Raw genomic sequence first — 24,879 nt, forward strand, 5'->3', positions numbered from 1 at the left:
TCTCTTTATCCGGTTACAATAGTTTTCTTTTTTCCCTTTCCCTGGGAACTAAGCGGCTGTCTCTTTTGGTAGTTTGAAATACATTCACTACATTTGTGCAAAATAGAAATTGTATTTATGATATGCAAAAACTGATCGACAGAAAAATAGAAACATTTGTAAAAGAGAATCTAAGCGTATTTCCTGCGGTTGTCATTTTAGGCCCAAGGCAATGCGGAAAGTCCACCTTGGTGAAAATGCTCTATCAAAATTCGAATGCCTATCTATATTTGGACCTTCAGAACCTGGATGACTTGAACAAGTTGAGAGAGCCTATGTTATTCTTCCAGGCTAATCAGGATGTAACAATTTGTTTGGACGAGATTCAGTTAGTACCGGAACTTTTTTCTGTCTTACGAAGTGAAATAGACCGTCACCGTCGTCCAGGACGGTTCATTTTGCTTGGATCTGCTTCGCAGGACCTTATACAGAAAACGTCAGAATCGCTAGCCGGAAGAGTCGGGCTTATTGAACTCACACCCTTTACAATTGAAGAAGTTGAGCAAAACATAGATTTTGAATTGAATAAGTTCTGGCTTCGTGGAGGATATCCTGATAGCTATCTCGCATCATCTGAACAAGGAAGTGTACTTTGGAGAGAAAATTTCCTTAGAACATATGTAGAACGGGATATTCCACAGCTCGGATTTCAAATTCCCGCATTGCAACTTCGTCGTCTGCTGACTATGTGTGCGCACAATCAAGGGCAACTTTTTAATTCGTCCAAATTGGGAGAATCGCTAGGTGTAACCTATCAAACTATTCGCCGGTATATCGACCTGATGGAACAGACCTTTATTATCCGTTCGCTACCGCCATTTGAAAAGAATATCAAGAAACGTCTGGTTAAATCCCCAAAAATTTTTGTGAGAGATAGTGGGTTATTACATAGGCTGCTACAAGTGGATGATTTCAATTCACTAATGGGCAACCCTGTTTTCGGATCATCTTGGGAAGGATTTGTAATTGAAAACATCATTTCTTCATTGAGAGATTGTAAGTTTTCTTTTTATCGCAGTGCTACAGGGGATGAGTTAGACTTGCTTATTGAGAGGGGTTCCCGAACGATAGCGGTAGAATGTAAAGCCTCATCGGCACCACAGGTGACCAAAGGCTTTTGGAGAGCTCTAGAAACCACAAAACCGGATAAAACATATATTGTTTCTCCCGTATCAGCATCTTATCCATTTAAAAATGATGTGGAAGTTTGCGGGTTGAGTGATTTTTTGAAAAAAGTCGTATAAATATAATCTGATCTCCACGAATTCTACTTTTTCATAAAAGTCAACTGCTTTTACTTTACGGCCAGCTCTTCAGGTTCCTTGGCTTCTTCCCGGAGCTTGACATTCTGTTCCGGTAAAGCGCGAAACGAGATTTCTTTGTACCCGTCGACGGAGAACTTCAGCATTTTGTTTACGCTTTGGAGATTTGTGAATGCAAATTCACCGTGCTCATCGGTCGTGGTTTCGTTGATCAGTACCGAGTCCGGCAGAGAGTAGACAGTTTTTATCTTGGCGCTCATGGGTATGATCAACCCGCTTTTTTATTTTCACTGGAAACTAAGCGGCCGTCAGGTACATTTCCACCGGCCTTTTACGCAAATTGTTTTGTCTAACTTGGGACTGTCCTACAAAAAGAGAAGGTTACAAGGGTAAGAATTATTTTGATATAACAAACCAAATGTAAACAAAATTGTTTATTTTTGTAGAAAGAATTATTTATGAATAATCTTATCGACATAATAAAAGGTATTCATCCTGGGAAATTTATTGAAAGGGAATTGAAAAAGAAGCACCTCACCCAACGTGCGTTAGCTGATGAGACAGGTATTCCGTTTCAAACTATTAATGCCATTATCGCAGGTAGGCGTAGTTTGACTACTAAGCAAGCCTTAAAAATAGATCAGATATTAGGGTATGAAGAAGGCTTTTTCGCTATTCTTCAAACTCACTATGATATTAAGCAATACAAGGATAAAGATTTAGCTAGTATTTATACAGAAGCTCCCCACATTCGCAAATCTTTATTTTGGGATACTGATTTCAATAAAATTAATTGGGCTAAATATAAAAATGCAGTTATCAAACGTGTTTTTGAAAGAGGAAGCAAAGACGAAATAGAAGAAATTACCCGATATTATAATCTATCAAATTAGACAATGGCTATCAAACTACATTATGAAACGGTTACTCCCTTGATGAGAAAGATTCTCAAAGAGATTATGGCTAACCCTATATTTGAGCCTTTTTATTTGGTTGGTGGAACTTCACTTAGTTTACGTTTAGGGCATAGAATTTCGGTTGATATTGATTTGTTTACCAATGCTTCTTATGGTAGTTTGGATTTCTCTGTTTATGAAAAGTTTTTTCGAGATAACTACAAATATTATTACTGTACAGACACATCAAATATTATCGGTTTTGGTCGTTCATACTATGTTGGAGAATCAATAGATGAAAATATAAAAGTTGATTTATATTACCATGATGAAATTTTTAATCCATGTGATGTGATAGATAATATTCGAATTGCTAGTCTTGATGATGTTGTTGCAATGAAAGTCGATGTTGTTTCTCGTGGTGGAAGGAAAAAAGATTTTTGGGACTTACACGAACTTTTGAATACTTACTCCTTCCCTCAAATGTTAGAACTACATAAACAACGACATGAATATACTCATGATCGGGATCAAATTTTTGCTAATTTTACAGACTTTACTTCTGCCGATGAGGATATTGATCCCATCTGCTTAAAAGGTAAAGAGTGGGAGTTGATAAAATTGGATTTTGTGGAGATACGAGTATAACTTTGCTTATAGTCACTTTGCAGGTAACCGGTAATGGAAGGGCGAGTTTTGAGTTACCTAGAAAGAAAGTAGTACTTTCCTGATGGGGGATGACCACCAAAAGTGACGAAGAACCTAAAAAATCGTTCATTTTTTTTCATAAAAGTCAACTGCTTTTACTTTACGGCCAGCTCTTCAGGTTTCTTGGCCTCTCCCCGGAGTTTGACATTCTGTTCCGGCAAAGCGCGAAACGAGATTTCTTTGTACCCGTCGACGGAGAACTTCAGCATTTTGTTTACGCTCTGGAGATTTGTGAATGCAAACTCACCGTGTTCATCGGTCGTGGTTTCGTTGATCAGTACCGAGTTCGGCAGGGTGTAGACAGTTTTTATCTTGGCGCTCATGAGGATGATCAACCCGCACATAATATTTATCGTTGTCTGTGTTTTTTTGTACTTTTGCCTAGTATGCTTATTGAAAACTAAATGGATATCTGGGATAAGGAAAAGCGGTCAGAGGTTATGTCAAAGATCCGGTCGAAGAATACAAGACCGGAAATGATATTACGGAAAGCTCTTTTTGCAAGAGGCTTCCGGTATCGTGTGAATGACAGGAGGCTTCCCGGAACACCCGATATTGTTTTACCCAAATACAGGACCGTCATTTTTGTACACGGCTGTTTCTGGCACGGTCACGACGGTTGCAAGCATGCAAGTACTCCCAAGACGAATACCGGATTCTGGGTCGAAAAAATTGACACAAACAAGAAGAGGGACAAGCTTCATACGGAGCAGCTTATTGTGCAGGGGTGGAATGTACTGACTGTTTGGGAGTGTGATATCCGTCACCATTTCAAGCAAGACTTTCCCAAGCTGATTGATGCTGTTGAAGCAGGAATCCTGCGGGGCAAATCCGGAAAGATATCCCTGAAAATCTATGAAGAACGGGAAAACAAGGTCGTATTGGTGGCAGAAGATATTGTTGAATATGGCCAGACCCCGTCCGTTTCGAAGACCGAAAATCATTGAGAGGCCCGCGTGATTTTAGATTTAAGCACTTCCGATAAAGTCGCTGAAAACGGTTTGGCCGAATTTCTATATGTTTCAAACCGGCTCAATCCCCTTAAATCGATTTTTATTTTCTCAAAATCGTCAGAAGCATCTCTCTCAAGTTGAAAAACGACATACAGCTCACCTCTGGGTTCAGGATAGCCCTTTTTCAGTAAATCATTTCTGGAGAAGATTCTCGGGCCTTTGACAGTTAGTTTGAAAATCTTGTCTGTCTCCAGTTCATCTTTCCCGTGAAGAATCAGGTATTTTGCATGAAGGTGCATATCGGACAGGGGAAGCGATCCCCTATCGGTACCGGTACGGAAGTTATAAAGATTGTTCTTCAAGATCCATTGCAGATGTTCCTCGTTCTTATAGAATCCGATCAGGACAGCTACTTCATCTGCAAAGACCTTCTCCTTATCTACATACTCGGGTATCCGTTCGTGCAGGACATTGTCATCCTCTTTTGGCTCCTTGAAGATATGATAGGTCTCGTCCGATAACTTTTCATGCTGGGAAGTCCTGTCGAGCAAGTGATCGATCACAAGGTCGATAAAATTCGAAAGCTTGTATGTCATCAAAAAAGGACCTTAAAGCCACTGAGAATATTTTCATGCCGAAAAATTTGTATCTATCTTACAAATAAAAACTATGAAAAAAATTATCACCCGTTGAAACCATATGAAATGAATTTCTCAGAAAAGAAAATCCAATACATCAAAGCTTATGTAACTTGTAAAGCAACTTCTGATCAGAAATTTGCAGAAAGGTGATTCAACTAGGAAATCTGACTTCAGAGAATTAAGAAACTTCGTATGTTAATTACAGAAGGTTTTGAAAGCAGTAAAAGCCTCTATAATCTATGATTATTATAATGTTCACAGTGGGTTGTGTAATAAGACTAAAGAATATAAGAGCCATAAGAATGCAACGCTATTTGTAACAAGTTATTAAAAACTAATTTTTGTTTACTATGCATTATTTTGATTATGTTATTATCTTTACACTAAATATCAAAATTTGACAATAAGGCACTTATACAATCCAAAAGAAGTTCTTGTTTAACAAAATAAGACTGATTAGCATATATATTAAAAAAACAAAGTTACATTATCATGTTGGGGCACTAATGAATTCTAACTATCAAATGAGATACTTGCAGTTAAAGCGAAAGTACTAAATATGGATGACCTACTATTCTATACCAAATTATGTAAGCATTACAACCTGATTTATGAAATATTTTGATTGGAACATAGCTATTGGCAACTACTTTTTTAATTACGATAAAGCAGGGAAAGATATACACCTTTTTATTTCAGCATCTGAGATTGGAGAAATAGGAATAAATCAACTAGGTTTTATCTCAACAGAAGATGCTATATTGGATTACTACAATGCATTATGTAGTGGTTATGGTGGATTCACTAAAGCAGTTCCATTTGTTAGACGTATTGATATATTATTTTCATTGTGGAATAAAAGGAAGGTTGGGATATTCAAATGGAATAGGACGGACTTACAAATAGAAGGTTCTTATATTACTGATCAAGTAACGTATATTACTTATCCATTTTATTTAGCGATGCTTGCAGCTTTCATTATACCTCTGACAGGTAATGATGAAGACTATAGAGCGAATGCATATTATCCTAGATTAAACAAATTTTTAAATGAAAACGGCTTAGATAAAGGGAACATTGGAGCTACAGACTTTGGAGTTATTGACAAATTATGGATAGATTTATCAGAATGGTCTACTTCTATTTATAAAACAGATATAGGGATATTTAATGTGGGCCACTTTGGGAACCGAAATTGGATACATGTTGGGAAAGTATTTGCTCAATGTGTGTTAACACCTTCTGATATAAGAAATCTTCCCAGATTATTTTCATTAGCTGGACTTATGCCAGATACTAATATCTCCCCGCAGGTTATTAAAAATGCTTTATTGGAAAATGGTTCTGATGCAGGACTTTCTAAGAATGCGCTTAAAGTACTGAGAGATGGGGATAGCGATTTACAAAATGTAATTATCAATATTGCAAAAGAGGAACATTATAAATGGAAAGGAAATGTTGACCGGAAACAAGGTGATAAAATAGCTGAAAAAGAAGCATGGATTCATGCACGCTTATTTTCTTCATTCACAATTGACAAAGTAAATGAAGAACTTAATCATTGCTATTTTATTTATTCAACAAACGATTTTCCTGACAACTTGAGTTATAATGATTTTACTATCAAATCATTGGTTCATGGATTTTCCTATCCAATTAAGGCTGCGTTTAACCCTTTATTGGAGTTAGAAGATAAATATAATAAGTGGAAGAGTCGGCCAGTTTTAGATGATGTAATTTTATATAGAAATAATATTAATGGAATACCTAATGATTATTGGATACAAACAGATAAACTATATCCAACTTCGAAAATGTATTTGCTTTGCAAAGAGCGAAAAAAGGAATCAATAATAAGTTGGGGTAAATCTGCTTTTTCTAATGATAACTTCAAAGAAGTTGACTTAGACGGAATTCCTCAAGGTTATACTTTATTTAGCATTTTAAATCCACAAAAAAGTCATCCGGAAGAACCTATTCTCCAGTTACAGACACACTTGGAAATACAATTTATAGGTGGTCTTAAAGTGAAAAATAGGGTTTTTCTTAATTATTACTTACCTAGGATAAGAATTGAAGGAGTTGAAGAATCAGCTAAAGTATATGCCTTATTTTGCCAGTCAAAAACTAAAATATACTTGGATAAATCTGTTCCATGGTGTGAAGAATGGGGATTTCCTGAGAAATTTCCACTTGATGAGGATTATATAATAAAAGTTGAAGAAATTGAGGCACTAGAAACATATCCACACCAAATTATATCATGCAGTATGGGAATAGATAGCATGGATAAATACAATCTTCCATTTCGGAATTGCTATGATGAGATTTTACAAGATCCGTCTGAAGCTCATGTGATAGGGAACAATGCTATACTATCTAATTTTTCTCAACAGGCCGGTGATTTGCCTGAGTTCTGGGGAATCCAACAAGTTTCTAAACCTTATATAGAATGTCAATATTATTACTTTCATGATAAAGGGAATACTCTTCTATATTATCTTTCAAGCATAGGGACATGTAATACTCAAACCTTTGGACTTGCTTTTGATACAATTTTCAGTGCTGAGAATATGTTCGACATTCTAACAAAATCCAATTTGAGAACGATAAAAAGATATGCTCTACTTTATTTGGATTATTTAGGATACATCGACCTAGATAATTCACAGCAACAAATTATAATTAATAAGCCTCAGATAATGCTCATTCCTGACAGAACTGAAGTAAGAGCATATTTAACTGGAGCAAGAACCAGAGAATTTATAGAGAGAATATTTAAGTATGCCAAACAGGAGTCAATAGAAATAACAATTTTTAAACAAGATTGTTTTTTTGAAAGTTATCTCATTCCTAATACGATTATTCTTACTCCCAAAAATCGTCAACATACTACAGCCGGACTAAAAGCATTGGAAAAACTAGCGCAACAGTTCAATATTTGTTTTGATTTTATTGAAAAACCATATCCACAGCCCAAAATAATCCAGTGGGGACTACGAGATTTTTCTGCGGATTTAAGCGGGTATCGAAATAACATGCAAGAGAAAAGACAAACAGAAGAAATCGATTATCCATATAAGCGTGATGTTTTCGATGAAGATACATTGAAATTTAACCGTTCTGAGGAAGGAGAATTACTAAATAGGGAATTATCTTTAGTACAGTACAACATTCATTACGAATGGTTGTATAGATTTTGGTATGATTCAGTTTGCTACGATGTAGACAAAAGTTGGGGACAGTTCTTGTTACTTTCGGGAAAGAAAAGAAATGTAATCTACTACGATGAAGAAAAAAGAATCTTGGGCGCGCCATCACATGTCCATTTGCCAAAATTTATAGCTAAGTCGCTTATTTTATTAAGTGGTAAAATCCCATATTTCCAAAATATACAGATAAATGGGAGTTACATTTCCTACCAGTTATATAAAAACGTCCCCAAAACGTTCGCAGATAACTTATTTAGAAAACTTGAACAATCTGTACAATCTATAAATCTTGATTAATATGAGAAATCCAATCCAATCATTTGATACTATAAAAAACAACTTCATAAGATATATTGAAACTGCATTTGGAACCCGTTTTGAAAAGTTTGAAGAAGAAAGACGGAAATTGTTAGATACAGACAAAGTTTTGTACCGCGAGCCTTGGATTGAACCACTTCCTGACTATTTATCAAGTGATAAGAAAATTGACGACTTAACGTCAGAGGATGTTAGTCAAAGTATGTCACTTTCCCAATTAAAATTATTCCAAGGATTAGTGAAATGTGGGTTATTCCCAAAAGATGTCCCTCTTTATAGCCATCAAGCTCGTATGCTAAGTGAAGCAATGAGTGGAAAAAATTGCATCATAACATCCGGAACGGGTTCTGGAAAAACGGAATCATTTTTGTTGCCTCTTTTTGCCCAACTCTCTAAAGAAATGGCCTCATGGGGTGTACCTACAATAAAAAATGATTTATGTGATAATTGGTGGAAAGAAGATTTACAACCTAATGAAATAGTTGATGATAACACTTTTGAATTAAAAGATTCATGCCAACAACGTTCTCATGACCGACGTCCGATTGGTCTACGAGCAATAATTCTTTATCCAATGAATGCATTGGTTGAGGATCAATTAACAAGACTGCGTAAGGCTTTGGATTCTGACGATGCACGTAACTGGTTTAGTAATAATTTACATGACAACCGTATCTATTTTGGTCGTTATAATAGCAATACCCCAGTATCAGGAGAATTGAAAGTAAAAAAAGAAAATGGAACTTATGCAATAAATAAGTACAAGATAGAGGCATTGAAAAAAGAGTTGGAAATAATTGAGAAAGATGCTAATCGTGTAAAAGAGTACATTGACGAGAAATTAGAATCGGTAGAAGATGCGAAAGATCTCATCGCATTTTTTCCAAGACTGGATGGAGCTGAAATGCGGAGTCGTTTTGATATACAAGTCTCTCCACCTGATATACTTATAACAAATTACTCAATGTTAAGCATTATGCTAATGCGTGATATTGACAATGGAATTTTCGATAAAACAAAAGAATGGTTAGAGTGTAATGATAAATATTCCAATAATTTAAGTCCAGAAGAAAAGGAACAGGAAAGAAAAAACCGGATTTTCCATTTGATTGTGGACGAATTGCATTTATATAGAGGAACTCAAGGGACAGAAGTAGCTTATTTGTTAAAACTGGTTTTGGATCGATTAGGGCTACACCCCGGACATCCACAGCTTAGGATTTTAGCCTCTAGTGCTTCTTTAGTAGCTGATGAAAGTGAAGATGGGCAAAAAAGCTTTACATTCATTCAGGACTTTTTTGGCGTTGTCAATGCTAAGCAAGACTTTGAAATTATTGACGGTGAGAATAATAAAATTAATGATTTATCGGCCGATACTCATTTTTTACCCGCCAGTCCATTTGTGAAGCTTTACGATACATATTATAGCGTCGATGAAAACATCAATAATCAAGATTTTCAAGAACAATGTAAGAATACAGCTCAATACCTTACTAGATATGCAAACATAGAAATTTCAACTAATTTTTCCCCTGTTGAGTTGCTCCTTCGCATTTTGTTATCTCCTAAACTGCAATTACGTGAAAGGATATATCAAGCATGTAGAATCGAGGGAAAAGAGCGGGCGGTTTGTTCATTACGGGCTAAGGGAGATAATGAAAATATTCATATTCTTTCAGAATCTATCTTTGGTCAAATTGAAGACCCAAGAAAAGCATTGGGTGGATTACTAATTGCAAGATCATTATTTGACGAACCGATAGGGCGCGATATTGAAAGAGATTCAGAAGATAGAAAACTGCCACGCTTTCGTTTTCATTATTTCTTACGTAACATTGAAGGATTATGGGCATCCGTAAAAGCCGATGATGTAGAAGAAGAGTTTAGAGATGACGAACGGACTGTTGGCTATCTTTCTTCTGTTCCAAATATCAAGAGTGCGGAAGGATACCGTATTTTAGAAGTACTGTATTGTGATAATTGCGGGACTACATTTTTTGGAGGTAGTCGCTTAAGAATCGATAACGAAACGGTGGAGTTACTTCCTTTAAGTCCTAACATTGAGGGAATTCCAGAGAAAACACCTCACAAGCTTCTAGAGCGACGTACATATCAAGAGTATGCAGTATTTTGGCCGCAAGGTAAACAAGAATTTATAGCTCACGAGCGTCCGATTGGATATTGGAGACAGACAACAGTTGAGGGTGCAAACCAAGGAAATTATCGTGCATTATGGGTCGAAGCATCTTTAAATGTATATTCTGGTGATATCAAAGAAAGCTACTTGAAAGCAAATGAAGAACCGAACAATTGGATAAAAGGACGTTGTTTTAAAGTAATAAACGAAAACAACAATGAAGATGTTGCATTTCTAACAGATGATAATAACCAACCCATTAATACTCATAAAGCCACTCCATGTGTTTGTCCTGCTTGTGGGGTAAATCATCAAAAATATAGCCAAAACAGTAAGAAAAGTAAAACAAGCCCAATAAGAGGATTTCGTACAGGTTTTGCCAAAACATCTCAAATGTTTGCTAAAGAGTTAATGTATCAATTGCCACAAGGGGAAAAGGAAAGAAAATTAGTTGTATTTTCTGATAGTAGAGAAGATGCAGCTCAAGTAGCAAATGGCATTGAAAGGAATCATTTTACAGATGTATTGAGAGAGCTTCTCATAAAAGAACTTAATATAAAGCTGATATTGAGAAACCAAATATTAGAATCTTTTGAAAAAGGAGATATATCTGCAATAGAAAAATATCGCAATGCTTCAACAGAAGAAAAGGAGATTTTTGATGATGTAGAGGAAATCTTTGATGATGCTAAGTACATAGGGAATAATCAGAAAAAAGTACTACGGAGACAAAATGCTCAAAAGAAAATTGATGAAATTAAAACAAGAGTTTTTAAAGTCTATGATTTAGTTGATGAAGTCAACTCTACAAATCTTGCACCTTTGGTCCGCCAAATCGTTTCTTTAGGTATGAATCCTGGAGGTAACGACATAAAACTCCAAAAAGCACTTAAGAACGATGGTTCGACTGTTCATTGGTATGAAGTGATAGACTTTACAAATTCCTTAACATGGTTAAATACAGGAGATAGCTTTATAAAAGACATAAAAGATGGTACATTTTCCAAATTGGCGAATATGTTTTTTGCTACATTATTTTATTCTTTTGAAGGTTCAGGACTTGGTTATGTGACTATTAATCCTCCGACTGAAAAATTGAATTATTATGCAAAGCAAGCAGGCCTATCACCCAGTATATTTAAAAATATTGTTGATGCTGTTATCAGAACTTTAGGAGATAAATACAAACACAATTATGCACTTGAAGATGGCGATTCACATGACTTAACTGATTATACAAAATTCCCTGCAGCAGTAAGAAAATATGTCCGTGCAGTTGCTAATAAAAATGCAATTGGAGAGATTCAATTAGGACAAAGCATATATAACATACTTGCAGATACTGAATATGGATGTTTACAAGCACGGGATGGATTAATTATACAGAAACTTTTTATTAAAGCTGCTTTGCCAACAGACCCTGTTTGGATAAGTAAAATTGGCAGCCGCCCCCATCTTCATCCGGCTGGAGGCATATGTACTTATTCGCATACAAGTCTTAATGTAAATCCAGCTACTACATGTGAAGAAGTCTGGAAGAAAAATTATTTGGCATATACTGCGGCTTACGAGAAACGTAATCCAATTCGCCTGCATTGTGAGGAGTTAACAGGACAGACTGATAATCAATTTGAACGACAACGTCATTTTAGAAATATCATATTACAAAATGAGGGGGTTCCTCAAGTAAAACAAATTGATTTGTTGAGTGTAACCACGACTTTGGAGGTAGGTGTAGATATTGGCGCTTTGCAGGCTGTTATGCTCGCCAATATGCCACCACAAAGATTCAACTACCAACAACGCGTTGGGCGTGCAGGGCGGCGAGGACAAGCATATTCGGTAATTCTTACATTCTGTCGTGGACGTAGTCATGATGAATTTTATTTTGCAAATCCACAACGTATAACAGGTGATAATCCTCCCACTCCTTTTTTAACCATGAAGCAAGAAAGGATATATAAACGTCTTTTATCAAAAGCGATTTTAAGGGAGGCTTATAAAGCCATCCACATAAATGAATTTAACGATGAAGAAAAGTCAAGTATTCATGGGGAATTTGGCAAAACCTATAATTGGAATATATATAAGCCAGAAATCTCAAATTGGATAAATGCCAACCATGAAGAGATACGCCATATTGTTACATGTCTGTTAAATGATGGATTGAGAGATAAACAAGAAGAATTTGTAGATTGGATTGTTGACCCAGATAAATTTATGACCCGACTCGATGAGGTAATTAATAATCCTGAGATCCCCACAGATGATATCTCTCAAAAATTTGCCGAAGGTGGAATACTACCTATGTTTGGGATGCCTACAGGTGTAAAATATCTCTATCATGGAATTGGAAGTAACAATACTATTCTATCAATCGACCGTCCAGAGTCTATGGCGATTTATGAGTTTTCTCCAGCTATGCAAAAGACAAAGGACAAAGCTGTATATCAATCTATTGGTTTTACTAGTGAATTTATAAAAAAATCTAGTTATCAGACTGGAGAAACTATTACTAACTCAAACCATAATGATGACAAAAATCCATTCTATCTAAATAGATGGATGTCCAGATGTAAAAGATGTGGGTATAATCAAACCTTTTCAATGGAAGAAGAACTTACAGATACAGCATGTCCAAACTGCGGGAATACAGATGGATTGACATTTAGCCAATTCCTTATTAAATCGCCAAGAGCATACCGTACAAATCTTTTAGAAGGTACAGATACTCGTGATGAAGCGGACATGGTTACCAACCGACCACCTATTTATGCAGATCAGTCTATAGCAGATGACCGACACATAGAAGTTAAATCACATGGAAATGTGAAACTCACTATTTCTGATAAGGATGTGACTTGGAGAGTTAACACGAATGGAGATAGGCTCTATAAAGGGAAGTATTACCACGTGAAAAATTATAATCCATTATTAAGAAAAAGTTTTGATTTTGAGAGGCAGTGGATTATGAACGGGTTAGAGACGTTGGTAAATCCAGCTAATGATTTTACTTATGTACCAGACCAACCACAAGATGAAGAACCTTTAGCGTTAGCCATTTACAAAAAAACAGAAATGTTTAAAGTCTCACCAAAAAAAGTTCCAGAAGAGTTGAATTTAGATATGTTCAGTTTTTCAAGGCAATCTCTTGGTGTACGCTCAGGTTTTTATTCTGCAGCATTTTTACTACAAAGAATATTAGCTGATAGATTGGATGTTGATCCGACAGAAATAGAAATAGCTGATATTACAAAATGCATTATCAACGAGAATAGAATAGAAAAGAATGTGGCAGAAATAATTTTGACAGATGAGTTGGCAAATGGTTCTGGTTTTGTTAGAAGTCTCTATAATGACTTTGAAGCGATTTTATCAGAGACACTTCAACCCTTAAATTCAGATAGCTATTTAGGAAAAATACATAGTCAGTCACATCAAGAAAAATGCTCAGATGCATGCTATGATTGTTTGAAAATATTCAGGAATATGAATTGGCACAGCTTACTTGACTGGCGGTTGGGTCTAAGCATGATACGATTATTTAAAGACTCAAATTTTAAAGCTGGAGCAGATGGTATTTTTGACCAATTTGTGGAACTGAAGGATTGGTTAATGTTTGCAGAAAATCTTCGAGATTCATTTATTGAAAGCTTTTCAAACTTTGGTAAAACTCCAGAAGAACGTGAAGAATATAAATGCAGCTTTAATGGACTACCAGCCATAAAATATGGAAGAAGAAAAAGAAAAGTAATATTGATTGTACATCCTTTTTGGAATATTGAAAATTTAGCAGAGGATGCGTGGTATACTCAATGTTTTGCTGACGCACAAAATTATGTAAATACACAAGGCGGTGATCCAAATTACCCAACTTCTGATGATATCAACACCTTGGACACGTTTAACTTGCATCGTCGGATTGGATGGTGTTATGAGAAGATAATGAAATAGATATGAGGTCATTATCAAGTAAAATTGAATATAAGCCAATAACGCGTATTTCACCTAGTCACTTTTACGCGATGGTGCGGTGTCCATATAAAATAGTGTTAGCGGAAGCTTTTGAAAAGCGTTCGTTAATGCCTTTGTCTCCCAATGCTTATATTGGTTCTGTAGTTCATAAAATAATGGAAAAAATAGCAAAAAGGCAACTGACAGAAGGAACTTTTAATGAAGTTTGGGAAAACGAAATTAAATTAAAAGAGGATGAGTTAAAACAAGAAGGAATTACATATTGTATACCATTAGTGTCCACTAAAAAATCATAATAGTTCTTTGAAATTGTTGATATTCAATTTATTGTATCCGATTTTCGAGTCAACGGATTTGAATTTATCTTTGCGGTCAGAATCAGACCGTTATGCATAAAGACCCATTCGTTTTCTCCCAATTAGTCCAGTTCATGGATAGGAATCACTTCAATTACCTTGTACGCAAGTATGAAGGTGATAGATACGTCAAGAGCTTTACCTGTTGGAATCAGCTACTTACGATGATGTTCGGGCAACTGACCAACCGCGAAAGCCTCCGCGATCTAATTGTAGCGACCGAGGCGCATAGCGGCAAACTTTACCATCTTGGAATGGGAAAGTCGGTGACCCGAAGCAATCTTGGCAAGGCTAATGAGCAGCGCGACTATCGTATATTCGAGGACTATGCCAAGTTCATGATCAACGAGGCAAGGAAGCGGCGGATTGACAAAATCTTCGAGCTTGAAGGGCATGTCTATGCGTTCGATTCGACTACGATTGACCTGTGTCTGTCGGTGTTCGAATGGGCTGAATTCCGTAAGCATAAAGGCGGCATCAAGATGCACACGCTTTACGATATAGAGGCTCAAGTTCCTGCTTTCGTGCATATTACTCCGGCAAACGTACACGATTCCAAGGCTATGCTTGAGATACCATACGAGCCAGGGGCCCATTATATTTTCGATCGCGGCTACAACGATTACGGCAACCTGTACACTATTCACCGCACTAAAGGATTCTTCGTTCTGAGAGCCAAAAACAACGTCCAGATGAAGCCGAGAACTTGGAAAAGGCGACTTGCGCGGGGCATCGTTTCCGACATAGTCGGCACTTTCATCGTGTATAAAAGCACCAAGGTTTATCCGGAGGAACTGCGAAAGGTGATTTGCATCGATCCTGAGGATGGTAGCAAATACATCTTTCTTACCAATAATCTGACAGCCACGGCCTCTCTGATTTCGGAACTTTACCGCAATCGGTGGAGTGTGGAACTATTCTTCAAATGGGTGAAGCAACATCTCCGAATCAAGAAGTTCTGGGGTACATCAGAGAATGCCGTGCGTGTCCAAATCTATTGTGCAATAATTACTTATTGCCTTGTAGCAATAGTTCAACACGGCATGAAATTGGAGCGCAGCATCTACGAAGTCCTTCAAATTCTTGGAATCTCGCTTACCGACAAGACCCATTTGCGGGACTTGTTCGACAAAAAGAATATCAATGATGTCAAAGATCTCTATGGTTCGAGTGAACTAAATTTATTCAACTTTTAACCGTGTCCAATTTTTAGTGGACACTTGTGATTGTATACCTCTAAAAAGCCATGTCCCGAATATTGGATTAAAGAAAATCTTATTAAAAAATCAATTAAAATCAAGTCCCAAAATTTTTATAAATAAAAACCAAAAGATAGAATTTCTTTCAGAAAAATGGTTGCAAAACGAAGATGGGACAATTGCGGGAATGGCTGATCTAATAACTAAAAATTTTAATTCAATAAGTATTTCAGATTTCAAAACAGGAAAAATTACTTACAATATGGTTAATGAAAGAGGAGAGATGATTTCTTTAATCAAAGAAGAATTTGAATATCAGTTGAAGCTTTATGCTCAATTATATTTCATCAATTACGGCGTTTATCCTAATAATCTGTACATAGTTGATTTAAATAATAATTCAACCCGAATTGATTTTACTTTTGAAGAATGTCAACGCTTATATGAGCAAGCAAGGGATCTCCTTTTAGAAGTAAATTCTAATATTCATAAAAGGCAGTTTGATACATTGGCAAATTGCTCTGTTTCAAATTGTAAGTATTGTTTATACAGACCAGCGTGTGATTTTTATCATTCATGGTTACCAACAAATTTGTCAACAAATGACATATTGGGGGAACTTGTTGAATTAAAGCGTTTCTTAAATGGTAATGTTAATGCGACTTTGTATATTAATGGAAAATTAGTTTCTATAATAGAAATAGATCCGTCATTTGCTGTTGAAAAGTGTAATTTAGGCAGTATCTTTGGATTTTATGGGTTAAAACGAAGGAGCGAAAACTCGTATTCTATGAATAATTTTTCATGTATATATAATGTCCCTCAACAATAAAAATGATCAGAAATGAACACCATTAATTTTAATGAGCTAAATAAATCAGATCTGGTATTAGATTGTATCTGCAAGGGGGGAACTGCTAGCAATTTATCAAGTGAACCAATCTCAAAAATATTACCAGTAGGGAATCAGTCCGGGATACGATTTACTGGTTCTTCAGAACATCCATTGCTAATAGTTCTTTATTCAACTTTTAACGATATTGATTGGCCGGATTCAATAGATGACAGCATACTAACTTATTTCGGTGATAATAAAGCACCCGGTAGGGAAATACATGAAACTCCCGGTAATAAATTGTTAAGAAGAATTTTCAATAATCTTCATTTGGACAAAAGAATAGAAATTCCACCGATTTTTTTATTCTCAAAGGGAGCAAGAGGGTTTGACCGAATTTTTAAGGGACTTTTTATTCCTGGCAACTCGAATTATTCAGAAACAGAAGATTTAATAGCAATTTGGAGGACAAAAGAAGGCCAAAGGTTTCAAAACTACAAAGCATTATTCACGTTGTTGCCAGTGCAAAGAATTACGCGACAATGGATTAACGATATAATAGCTGGTAATAAGTTATCTAAAAATAGTCCAGAGGAATGGAGAAAATGGATGATAAAATAGAAAATATCGAAAAATCAATACCCGTACTTTCTTTTTTTACAGGAGGTGGGTTTATGGATATGGGTTTCATGCAAGCCGGGTTTGATATCGTTTGGACAAACGAAATAGAACTAGCTTTTGCCGAATTTTATGAGCAAGGGATTACGTCATGGAAGATAAATCATAGATTATTACCTAAAGGACAGAATTGTTCAATTTCAAATACCTGCTCAATAAAAGATATTTCATCTGATACTATTCTTGAAGAAGCGTTTGATAATAACGTTCCTCGATTATTTGGAGTAATCGGTGGCCCACCCTGTCAAGATTTTAGTATAAACGGAAACCTTGTAGGTTTCAAAGGAGAACGAGGCTCATTAACAGATACCTATCTGTGCAGGGTGCTTGAACTTAATCCTGCTTTTTTTTTAATGGAGAATGTTACCGGATTAATTCGCGTAAAGAGAAACGCAATACATTTTCTTGATTTATTGAGTACCATTTCGGAAGAATATCTAATAGATTGGGATATTTTAAATAGTTTGGAGTTTGGAGTTCCTCAGTCTCGTGAACGAATCTTTGTCGTTGGACTGAATAAGAAATATTTTGACTTAAATGATATAAACATTGATTTCAAAGGCAAATGGTTTCCTTTCCACGAAAAACAGAAATACCTTAATCCTCTGAAGCAATACAATTGGCCACAAGCTATTGATTTTGGTTCCAAGAATGTTGAAAAGCCTAAAGACATTCCTCTTCAACTCTGTCTAGACTCATGTCTTGTATCGAGAGATAAGGAGTTGGTTGTATCCAATGCCAATGAGTACTTTAATTTGATTGGTGATGAAAAGCGGTTTCATTCAATAAAAGAGGGTGAAACAAACCGACCTTCATTTAAGAGACTACATCGATATAAGTACAGTCCAACTGCTTGTTATGGGAATAATGAAGTTCATTTGCATCCATATCTTAATAGACGTTTGTCTGTCAGGGAAGCACTTCGCATCCAAGGAGTAGATGACTCCTATGTTTTAACTAGTAAAAATCGTCTTTCAAAAAAATTCAAGATGATAGGTAATGGTGTACCAGTTCCATTGGCAAAGGCAGTGGCAGAAACTTTGAAAGAGTTTATTGAAAACTTAAAAATGTAAGCACCCGAGCAACTACCTCTTGATTATTCCGGAGCATACGCACCCACGGATTTGATCTGATTATTCATTCCGACAGTTACTGGATCTCCAGTAAATTGTTAGCGTATTATTAGAGTGCCTATAGGCATTTATTAGAGCATTATTAGATTTTGACTGGTGATTCGTTAGTTTCCTTCGTTTTTCCAGTAATGCGGCAAGAGCTTCTTCAGGTTTTCATCATTCCCCGGTTTCTGGTAATATGGCATCTTGCCTATAACATCGATGAGCCACTCCCGCGGGTTCACGCCCTGCTCCTTGCATGAGGTCAACAGGGAGCAGATTATGGCCGTGTTCCCGGCTGCCTCGTGGTTGCCACAGAACATGAATTATCCAAAGTATCCGATTATCCAAAGTACAAGCCATAATTGCTTATAAGATATTGAATGTCAACCCCTCTTTTGATAATACTTCATGAATAATCATATTATATTTGAACGACAAGCAATGTTGCTTCAAACTTAACATGAGTGTTTATGAAAAAAAAACAGATTAAAGCGGATGAATTATACCATCTGTTTAAGGTTGGGCTTCAAGGATTTCAATTGACATCAGTAACCGTTGAACAACACACACGTAGCATACGGCACCTGATTGAATACATGGAGGATACGGGTATCACCATCTACACGAGTGATGTCGGGGAGTTATTCCTTAAGCAATACATGGCAGGCTCCGATATTGGACACTTGCCAAAGTTGCGTTTGAACCGGGCGATTGTATTATTGAACATGATAGCCAACGGTGATCCTTACAAGTTAAAAAGTCGCGCGGTCATGCATGAATTCCCAGGCGAGGTGGGCCGAATGGCACGCGAATTCATTAATCATCTCAGGCAGAGTTCTAAAATCAGTGAATCCTCGTCTTTTTGTTATGGTTCAATATTGAACCACTTGTCAATTTATATGGATATGCGCGGTATTGTGCTATACTCGATGAACCATGATAATTTGGCCGGATTTTTTTCTTCTTCCCACAACTCCCGATCCCAAGTGGTCATGTTGGTCAAAAGATTTTTGCAGTTCTTGTATGAGGAGGGCAAAACAAGAGTTAACTTGTCTTGTGCATTAGCCAATGCACGTTATACAAGAAAAGAAAAGTTGCCTTCATATTATGACAAAGATGAAATTTTAAAAATAGAATCCGTTGTTGATCGAACCAGTCCGATAGGAAAAAGAGATTATGCAATCATATTATTAGCATCAAGATTAGGATTAAGGGCGTCAGACATAGTCAGTCTTACATTTGCGAATCTCGACTGGGACAACAGTCTCATTATCCTATCACAGCAAAAAACAAAAAAGGACATAACCCTGCCTTTGTTGCCTGAAGTAGGCAACGCAATAATAGACTACATCAGGGATGGCCGTCCACAGGCTAACCTTAAAACTATTTTTCTTACTGCCGGCCATCCTTATCGAAAGATGTCACCTGGAAGAATATCAACAAGATTGGGTGAATACATCAATAAAGCGGGAATATCGACTCGGGGCAGGCACAAGGGATGCCATAGCCTCCGCCATAGCCTGGCAATGTCATTGTTACAGAGCGGAGCTTCTTTACCGGTCATTAAAGAGTGCCTGGGGCATGAAAGCTCAGAGTCCACCATGTGTTATCTTGCTGTAAATATACCGTCATTACTTGACTGTTCTTTAGATGTTCCACCCGTTGAAGAAAGATTCTACCGGCAGAGAGGAGGTATTTTCTATGAAAAGTAAAAACGAATTCAAAAGTAAACTTGCCATTTACATGGAAACCTACATCCATCTTCGGGCAGCAACCGGAATAGACGTGAGTCATCTCATTTATACCTATAAGGAGCTTGATGAACACCTCGTTTCTTTAAACCATGACCGTGATTATATAAACAAAAATGATTATGATGGCTGGTATGAAAAAATGTCCATGAACGCGGGGATTGCCACGATATATCGTAAAGTGAGCACCATACGGCAGTTACTAACATTCATGTCTCAACAAGGACAAGAGTGCTATATGCCAAGATTACCCAAGAAATATAAAAGCCCCTTCGTTCCATACATATACACCAGGGAAGAAATGTGGCTGATGTTTAATGCTTGTGATGAACTGAGAGCCCAGGCGCGTCATCCCAAGAGTAGCCTCATGGCGATTCCAACGATTGTAAGATTGCTTTACAGTACTGCAATCAGAATTAGCGAAGCATTAAATATAAAGATGAAAGACATCAACTTCGAAAGGCATGTCATAGTCTTGAACAAAACGAAAAATGGATCGCAGAGATTGGCACCCATAAATAGATCCCTGGAAACCGTGATAAGGCAATACCTTGAATATCGGGACAGGATCGGACTGTCTAACTTAGCCTCACCAGAATCTTATTTGTTCGTGTCCACTTTAGGAAACCAATGCAAAAGAGACACTATTTATCACTGGTTCGAGATCGTAAGGGAAAAAGCCGGGATACCGTACAAGGGGAACCATGAAGGGCCCAGGATTCACGATATCCGGCATACTGCATGTGTCCATTCCCTCGTTAAAATGCTTGCATCAGGAACAGATATTTACTGTTATCTACCAATGCTGTCCATGTTCATGGGACATAAAAATATTTATGACACGGAAACATACTTGAGGTTGACCCGGGAGTATTATCCAGACTTGATGAAAATGGATGCGTCAGTAATATCTGGGATAACCAAAGTACTATCTCGTTCACTAATAATTAAAACAAATGGAAACATATAAAGATTTTGCATTTGCCCTTCAACACTTCTTTAAGGATTATCTGGTAAAAGAATGTGGGGCAAGCCATAATACAATCAGGTCTTACAGGGACACTTTCGTCCAATTCATTGATTTTATGCATATCCAATATAAAACTCCCCCGGATAAAATAACATTTGAAATAATCAATAAAGATGTGATCCTTGATTTTCTTGAATGGCTTCAAAATGACAGGAAATGTGGTTCGCGAACCCGAAGCCAACGCTACGCTGCCATACGTTCGTTTTTTAAATACATGCTTTATGTTGATCCTGTCCACCTGTCCCAATGGAAAATTATATGTTCCTTAAAACAGGCAAGGGAAAAGAAGGATACCATAAAATACCTGACTGTTAATGGAGTGAAATGTCTATTAGAACAAATCAACATGAAGACACGCAAAGGGCGTCGTGACCTTACGATGTTGTCTCTTCTGTACAATAGTGGGGCACGCGTACAAGAACTGATAAACCTCACTCCTTTATCAGTGAGGAGGAGCAAGCCTTATTATATTGAACTCATTGGCAAGGGTTCCAAAAAGCGTGTTGTCCCCATAGAAGAAACAATGATGAAACTTCTGATATCCTATATGGAGGAAAATAGATTGAATATGCCAGGGATGGAGCATCATCCATTGTTCTTCAATGCCTGGGGAAGCAAGCTGACTAATCCCGGTATAACATATATACTGCAAAAATACGTGGTTGAAGCCAAGAAAGTAGAGCCAGAGCTAGTACCTCAAAATATTAGCCCACATATATTAAGGCATTCTCGTGCCATGCATCTTTTACAAGCCGGAGTGAACCTGGTTTATATCCGTGACATACTTGGCCACGTTTCTGTACAAACAACGGAGATTTATGCTCGAGCCGACTCTAAATGTAAACAGAACGCGTTAGAAAAGGCATACGAGGATATTGGCATAAAAGAACCTGAAATTAAAAATTGGGAAAAAGATCCAAAATTGAAGTTATTCCTCAAGAGCCTTTGCTAATCAAGGATATTATTATCATAAGCAATTTTTCAAAGTGGCTCATATAACTTGTTGAATAATAGACATAGTTTTATAACCACTTTGGATAATCGGATACTTTGGATAATATCTTTTTTGCGGTAACCACGACGCTGCCGAGGATGCGGCTGTCATGTACTCATTGCTGGGGTGCTGCAAGGCTGCCGATGTGAACTTCCGCGACTGGATGGTATATGTGCTGAGTCATATCCACGACTATGACGAAGACTACAACAGGGATCTCGCCGAACTGCTTCCCGGGAGGCTGCTCTTGGAGAAAAACTCCTAAAAACTCCATATCGACTCCGAATGTTTTGGAGGTTTTTGAAAGTCCACTTTCTTAAACAGGAAAATCATAGAATCAAATACGGACATCACCGAATGCTTACCATCAGCTTGCACGCCCGAGAGATGCTTATACCATATTCTTCCACTATCTCTCCTGCCAGTTCTTTCTTTACCTCGGGCTCTAGAGTTTTTTTTCGATAACCTCCTTCAGGATCTTGTTGTCAAGAGCAAGGTCAGCATACATCTGCTTCAACTTGCGGTTCTCATCTTCAAGCTCTTTGAGGCGTTTGACCTGACTCACCTCCATCCCACTGTACTTGGACTTCCAATTATAAAGGGTTGCCCTGGATATGTTGTAGTCACGCGCTACAACTGCGGCATCCACTCCACTTTCAAGCTGATGGACTGCCTTTACCTTCTCTGACTCGCTGTGTACTGTCTTTTTCATTGTTGTTCCTATGCCAAACAAAGTTAATAATTTTGTCTAACTTGGAACTGTCCTACAAATAGGGAAGGTTACAGTATCAGGCTCTCTTTAATGGCGTCGGTGTGGATTTGGTAATTTACTTTAGCCAATGTCCGCTGTAAATTCCATTCCAATTGGAGACGGTTATTCTCTTCGGCTTTGAGGCGTTGGAATTCTTTTACCAGGTAAATCTTGAATTGTGGGCTGATCCACATTCCAAACTCAAAAGCAATATCCGGATGCGCATAAGTCCCCCCATATCTTCCTGTTGTGGCTTTTAAACCGACCGCATTTGTTTTCTCGACCCATTCCTTGACACTTAGTTTATAATTGTTCAATCCTGCTAAGCTTTTAATTATGGCGAATTCGCCATAATTAAAATGCGGATTATAAACAGACTCCCAAATACCAAGGTATTCGACCGTGTTTCTATTACGAAGCCAGTCGGAAATGAAAAAATCACCGTCTTTAGCTTTAAGCATGTCAGTGAGAGAAATATATTCCCTATCATTGTTCAGGAGAACATTTATTTCCTGACCTTCGACAAACAATTTTTTATTCTTGGCCATTATTTATTGTGTTTTTAATGTTTGTCTGTTTTCTAAACCTCTCGAATTCGGTAGGGTTGGATTATTCCATTTCAATATCCCCGAATTCGGTATAATTAAAAGTAGATGTGTAGGGCAGAATGAGGTAATATCAAAGGCGACAGCACATTCCCGGGATCTTATTTCTTCTCCTTTATCATTTGCTCCAAGAGGGCGCTTTTTTCTTTTTCCAGTTCGAGCATCCGCTCGTAGAGAGCTGTTTTTTCCTTACTCAGTTCAAGAATCTGTTCGATTGGATTGTATGTGTTGCCACAGTTTTCATTTGAAATATCACTACTTGACGCTATATTGTTTACGCTTCCATTTTCAAAAGTGTTGTTTTCAACGATGAAAGTTACCGGATCTTCTTCCAGTTCCTTGATCAGTTCGGGAGCCACGTTCAGGGCTTTGGCAAAACGTTCGATTACATCGTCGTTGAGGACCTTCCTCTGTTCGTAGGTGGAAATCAGTGCCTGGCTAAGCCCCATCTCGGCGGCGAGGGCTTCCTGCTTGATACCCAGTGTATGGCGGAAACGCTTGATGGCGTGCCCGTGATGGGTGTTTTTTAATTTTTGTTCCTTGGTTTCCATATATCTGTCTGGATATTATTTTATTACCGCAAATATAGACAAAAAATGGAATGTATTGATAACTATCAATGCAAAATTGATAATTAACAATGAATATCTCAGTATATGTTTGGTTAAATTTCGTTTTCTTTGAGCCATCAATCTATAATTGTTAAATTTTAAAAAACCCAGAATCATGGACCCATAACAGAATTTAAAATGAATTATTATCTTTGTGCCGTAAACTACGGTACGAAATAATATAGCGCTTTTTTGGCCTTTTAGTCGAATCCGCAAAATTCAAATCAGGAGGCCGAAGAATGGAAGCGCCCTTAGAAATAAGGGCGTGGACATTGTTCTATTCTCCTGAGAGGGCCCTTGCGGAGCCTGACTAAAGGGATAGCGACAATCGTCCGCGCCTCTTTTTTATATCCCCATATATTCATCAGAGTGTATGACGAATAGGATTTCAGAAGTCCGGCTATAGGCTGTCCCGTTCTGTAATCAGAGATTCATATGTTGCCCGCACGATTGCCCTTTATCGCACCGGGTTTCAGTTATCTGCAAACTCCCTTCTCCTTCAACCGGCTCTGTCCGGAAATACCCGTTTAATACCCGTTTAATTTAAATCGTAAACCAGACAATGAAATTTATTAAATTATCCCGGTGGAGGAGGGCAGTCCGCATTTTTTTAACATAACCGCAAAAAGAACAGGTGGCGGGTATCATGTAAAACGACGGTATACTCCAGGTCTCCTACATCACAAGGCAGTTCATTGATGTCTTGAGGGCGTTTTCCCGAGTTCCGTTCAATTCCCAAATGTTAAGTAACAAATTCTTCGTTGAAAAGTAACCGCTTCTTAACATGTATTATTTTTCTTTGCGTCTTGATTA

General features: G+C 37.3%; 18 protein-coding genes and 4 pseudogenes. 15 read left to right on the forward strand and 7 right to left on the reverse strand.

Annotated elements, in window-relative coordinates:
- Positions 1 to 122: 122 nt before the first annotated feature.
- Entirely contained in the window at positions 123 to 1,283 is a 1,161-nt protein-coding gene (locus AC1HCU_RS00370; protein WP_480367699.1) for an ATP-binding protein, read from the forward strand.
- Positions 1,284 to 1,333: 50 nt separating this feature from the next.
- Here AC1HCU_RS00370 and AC1HCU_RS00375 read toward each other — a convergent pair whose 3' ends face one another.
- Positions 1,334 to 1,561 (reverse strand): hypothetical protein, encoded by a 228-nt coding sequence (locus AC1HCU_RS00375; protein WP_480367701.1) that lies wholly within the window; start codon positions 1,559 to 1,561, stop codon positions 1,334 to 1,336.
- Between the two features lie 198 nt (positions 1,562 to 1,759).
- On the opposite strand from AC1HCU_RS00375, the gene AC1HCU_RS00380 reads away from it, so the two are divergent.
- Together AC1HCU_RS00380 and AC1HCU_RS00385 are read left to right on the forward strand one after the other, a co-directional pair.
- The gene (locus AC1HCU_RS00380; RefSeq protein ID WP_435088179.1) at positions 1,760 to 2,194 is read left to right on the forward strand and encodes a HigA family addiction module antitoxin; all 435 of its coding nucleotides are present in this window, start codon (positions 1,760 to 1,762) and stop codon (positions 2,192 to 2,194) included.
- A 3-nt stretch (positions 2,195 to 2,197) separates the two neighbouring features.
- Entirely contained in the window at positions 2,198 to 2,845 is a 648-nt protein-coding gene (locus AC1HCU_RS00385) for a nucleotidyl transferase AbiEii/AbiGii toxin family protein (protein ID WP_480367704.1), read from the forward strand.
- 155 nt (positions 2,846 to 3,000) lie between these two features.
- Here AC1HCU_RS00385 and AC1HCU_RS00390 read toward each other — a convergent pair whose 3' ends face one another.
- Positions 3,001 to 3,228, reverse strand: a complete 228-nt coding sequence (locus tag AC1HCU_RS00390; protein WP_480367707.1) for a hypothetical protein — start codon at positions 3,226 to 3,228, stop codon at positions 3,001 to 3,003.
- A gap of 117 nt (positions 3,229 to 3,345) precedes the next feature.
- On the opposite strand from AC1HCU_RS00390, the gene AC1HCU_RS00395 reads away from it, so the two are divergent.
- The gene (locus AC1HCU_RS00395; protein ID WP_464621268.1) at positions 3,346 to 3,852 is read left to right on the forward strand and encodes a very short patch repair endonuclease; all 507 of its coding nucleotides are present in this window, start codon (positions 3,346 to 3,348) and stop codon (positions 3,850 to 3,852) included.
- Here the strand turns inward: AC1HCU_RS00395 and AC1HCU_RS00400 are convergent.
- Positions 3,846 to 4,454, reverse strand: coding sequence for a hypothetical protein (locus AC1HCU_RS00400; protein WP_480367709.1), 609 nt, complete (start codon positions 4,452 to 4,454; stop codon positions 3,846 to 3,848). The two genes, AC1HCU_RS00395 and AC1HCU_RS00400, sit on opposite strands and share 7 nt — an antisense overlap.
- A gap of 656 nt (positions 4,455 to 5,110) precedes the next feature.
- Here AC1HCU_RS00400 and AC1HCU_RS00405 point away from each other — a divergent pair.
- From AC1HCU_RS00405 to AC1HCU_RS00435, 7 genes are all read left to right on the forward strand, one after another.
- Positions 5,111 to 8,008, forward strand: coding sequence for a hypothetical protein (locus tag AC1HCU_RS00405; RefSeq protein WP_480367712.1), 2,898 nt, complete (start codon positions 5,111 to 5,113; stop codon positions 8,006 to 8,008).
- A 1-nt stretch (position 8,009) separates the two neighbouring features.
- Positions 8,010 to 14,120 carry a DEAD/DEAH box helicase gene (locus AC1HCU_RS00410; protein WP_480370956.1) on the forward strand — a complete coding sequence of 2,037 codons (6,111 nt, stop codon included), beginning with the start codon at positions 8,010 to 8,012 and terminating at the stop codon, positions 14,118 to 14,120.
- A 2-nt stretch (positions 14,121 to 14,122) separates the two neighbouring features.
- Positions 14,123 to 14,437: a PD-(D/E)XK nuclease family protein gene (locus AC1HCU_RS00415; protein ID WP_480367714.1), complete on the forward strand. Its 315-nt coding sequence runs from the start codon at positions 14,123 to 14,125 to the stop codon at positions 14,435 to 14,437.
- 92 nt (positions 14,438 to 14,529) lie between these two features.
- On the forward strand, positions 14,530 to 15,693 hold the full coding sequence (locus AC1HCU_RS00420) for an IS4 family transposase (RefSeq protein WP_480367717.1): 1,164 nt from the start codon (positions 14,530 to 14,532) through the stop codon (positions 15,691 to 15,693).
- Between the two features lie 16 nt (positions 15,694 to 15,709).
- Positions 15,710 to 16,528: a PD-(D/E)XK nuclease family protein gene (locus AC1HCU_RS00425; RefSeq protein WP_480367719.1), complete on the forward strand. Its 819-nt coding sequence runs from the start codon at positions 15,710 to 15,712 to the stop codon at positions 16,526 to 16,528.
- Between the two features lie 12 nt (positions 16,529 to 16,540).
- Positions 16,541 to 17,152, forward strand: coding sequence for a hypothetical protein (locus AC1HCU_RS00430; RefSeq protein ID WP_480367722.1), 612 nt, complete (start codon positions 16,541 to 16,543; stop codon positions 17,150 to 17,152).
- Positions 17,128 to 18,282: a DNA cytosine methyltransferase gene (locus AC1HCU_RS00435; protein WP_480367725.1), complete on the forward strand. Its 1,155-nt coding sequence runs from the start codon at positions 17,128 to 17,130 to the stop codon at positions 18,280 to 18,282. Before AC1HCU_RS00430 ends, AC1HCU_RS00435 begins: the two co-directional genes overlap by 25 nt.
- A gap of 164 nt (positions 18,283 to 18,446) precedes the next feature.
- Here AC1HCU_RS00435 and AC1HCU_RS00440 read toward each other — a convergent pair.
- A pseudogene (locus AC1HCU_RS00440) lies at positions 18,447 to 18,647 on the reverse strand (transposase domain-containing protein); the annotation flags it as partial.
- A 147-nt stretch (positions 18,648 to 18,794) separates the two neighbouring features.
- On the opposite strand from AC1HCU_RS00440, the gene AC1HCU_RS00445 reads away from it, so the two are divergent.
- The 4 genes and pseudogenes from AC1HCU_RS00445 to AC1HCU_RS00460 form a co-directional block, all read left to right on the forward strand.
- The gene (locus tag AC1HCU_RS00445) at positions 18,795 to 20,036 is read left to right on the forward strand and encodes a site-specific integrase (protein ID WP_480367726.1); all 1,242 of its coding nucleotides are present in this window, start codon (positions 18,795 to 18,797) and stop codon (positions 20,034 to 20,036) included.
- Positions 19,987 to 21,045, forward strand: coding sequence for a tyrosine-type recombinase/integrase (locus AC1HCU_RS00450; protein ID WP_480367727.1), 1,059 nt, complete (start codon positions 19,987 to 19,989; stop codon positions 21,043 to 21,045). The genes AC1HCU_RS00445 and AC1HCU_RS00450 overlap by 50 nt, the downstream gene beginning before the upstream one ends.
- Positions 21,032 to 22,057 carry a tyrosine-type recombinase/integrase gene (locus AC1HCU_RS00455; protein ID WP_480367729.1) on the forward strand — a complete coding sequence of 342 codons (1,026 nt, stop codon included), beginning with the start codon at positions 21,032 to 21,034 and terminating at the stop codon, positions 22,055 to 22,057. The genes AC1HCU_RS00450 and AC1HCU_RS00455 overlap by 14 nt, the downstream gene beginning before the upstream one ends.
- A 106-nt stretch (positions 22,058 to 22,163) precedes the next feature.
- Positions 22,164 to 22,364: pseudogene (locus AC1HCU_RS00460) on the forward strand (IS66 family transposase); the annotation flags it as partial.
- A 174-nt stretch (positions 22,365 to 22,538) separates the two neighbouring features.
- On the opposite strand, the pseudogene AC1HCU_RS00465 reads toward AC1HCU_RS00460, so the two are convergent.
- From AC1HCU_RS00465 to AC1HCU_RS00475, 3 genes and pseudogenes are all read right to left on the reverse strand, one after another.
- A pseudogene (locus AC1HCU_RS00465) lies at positions 22,539 to 22,811 on the reverse strand (transposase); the annotation flags it as partial.
- 74 nt (positions 22,812 to 22,885) lie between these two features.
- Positions 22,886 to 23,398, reverse strand: a pseudogene (locus tag AC1HCU_RS00470) (KilA-N domain-containing protein); the annotation flags it as partial.
- A 158-nt stretch (positions 23,399 to 23,556) separates the two neighbouring features.
- Positions 23,557 to 24,006 (reverse strand): helix-turn-helix domain-containing protein, encoded by a 450-nt coding sequence (locus AC1HCU_RS00475; RefSeq protein WP_480367730.1) that lies wholly within the window; start codon positions 24,004 to 24,006, stop codon positions 23,557 to 23,559.
- Positions 24,007 to 24,879: the final 873 nt, after the last annotated feature.

Source organism: Proteiniphilum sp. LBM24028, assembly GCF_056629195.1.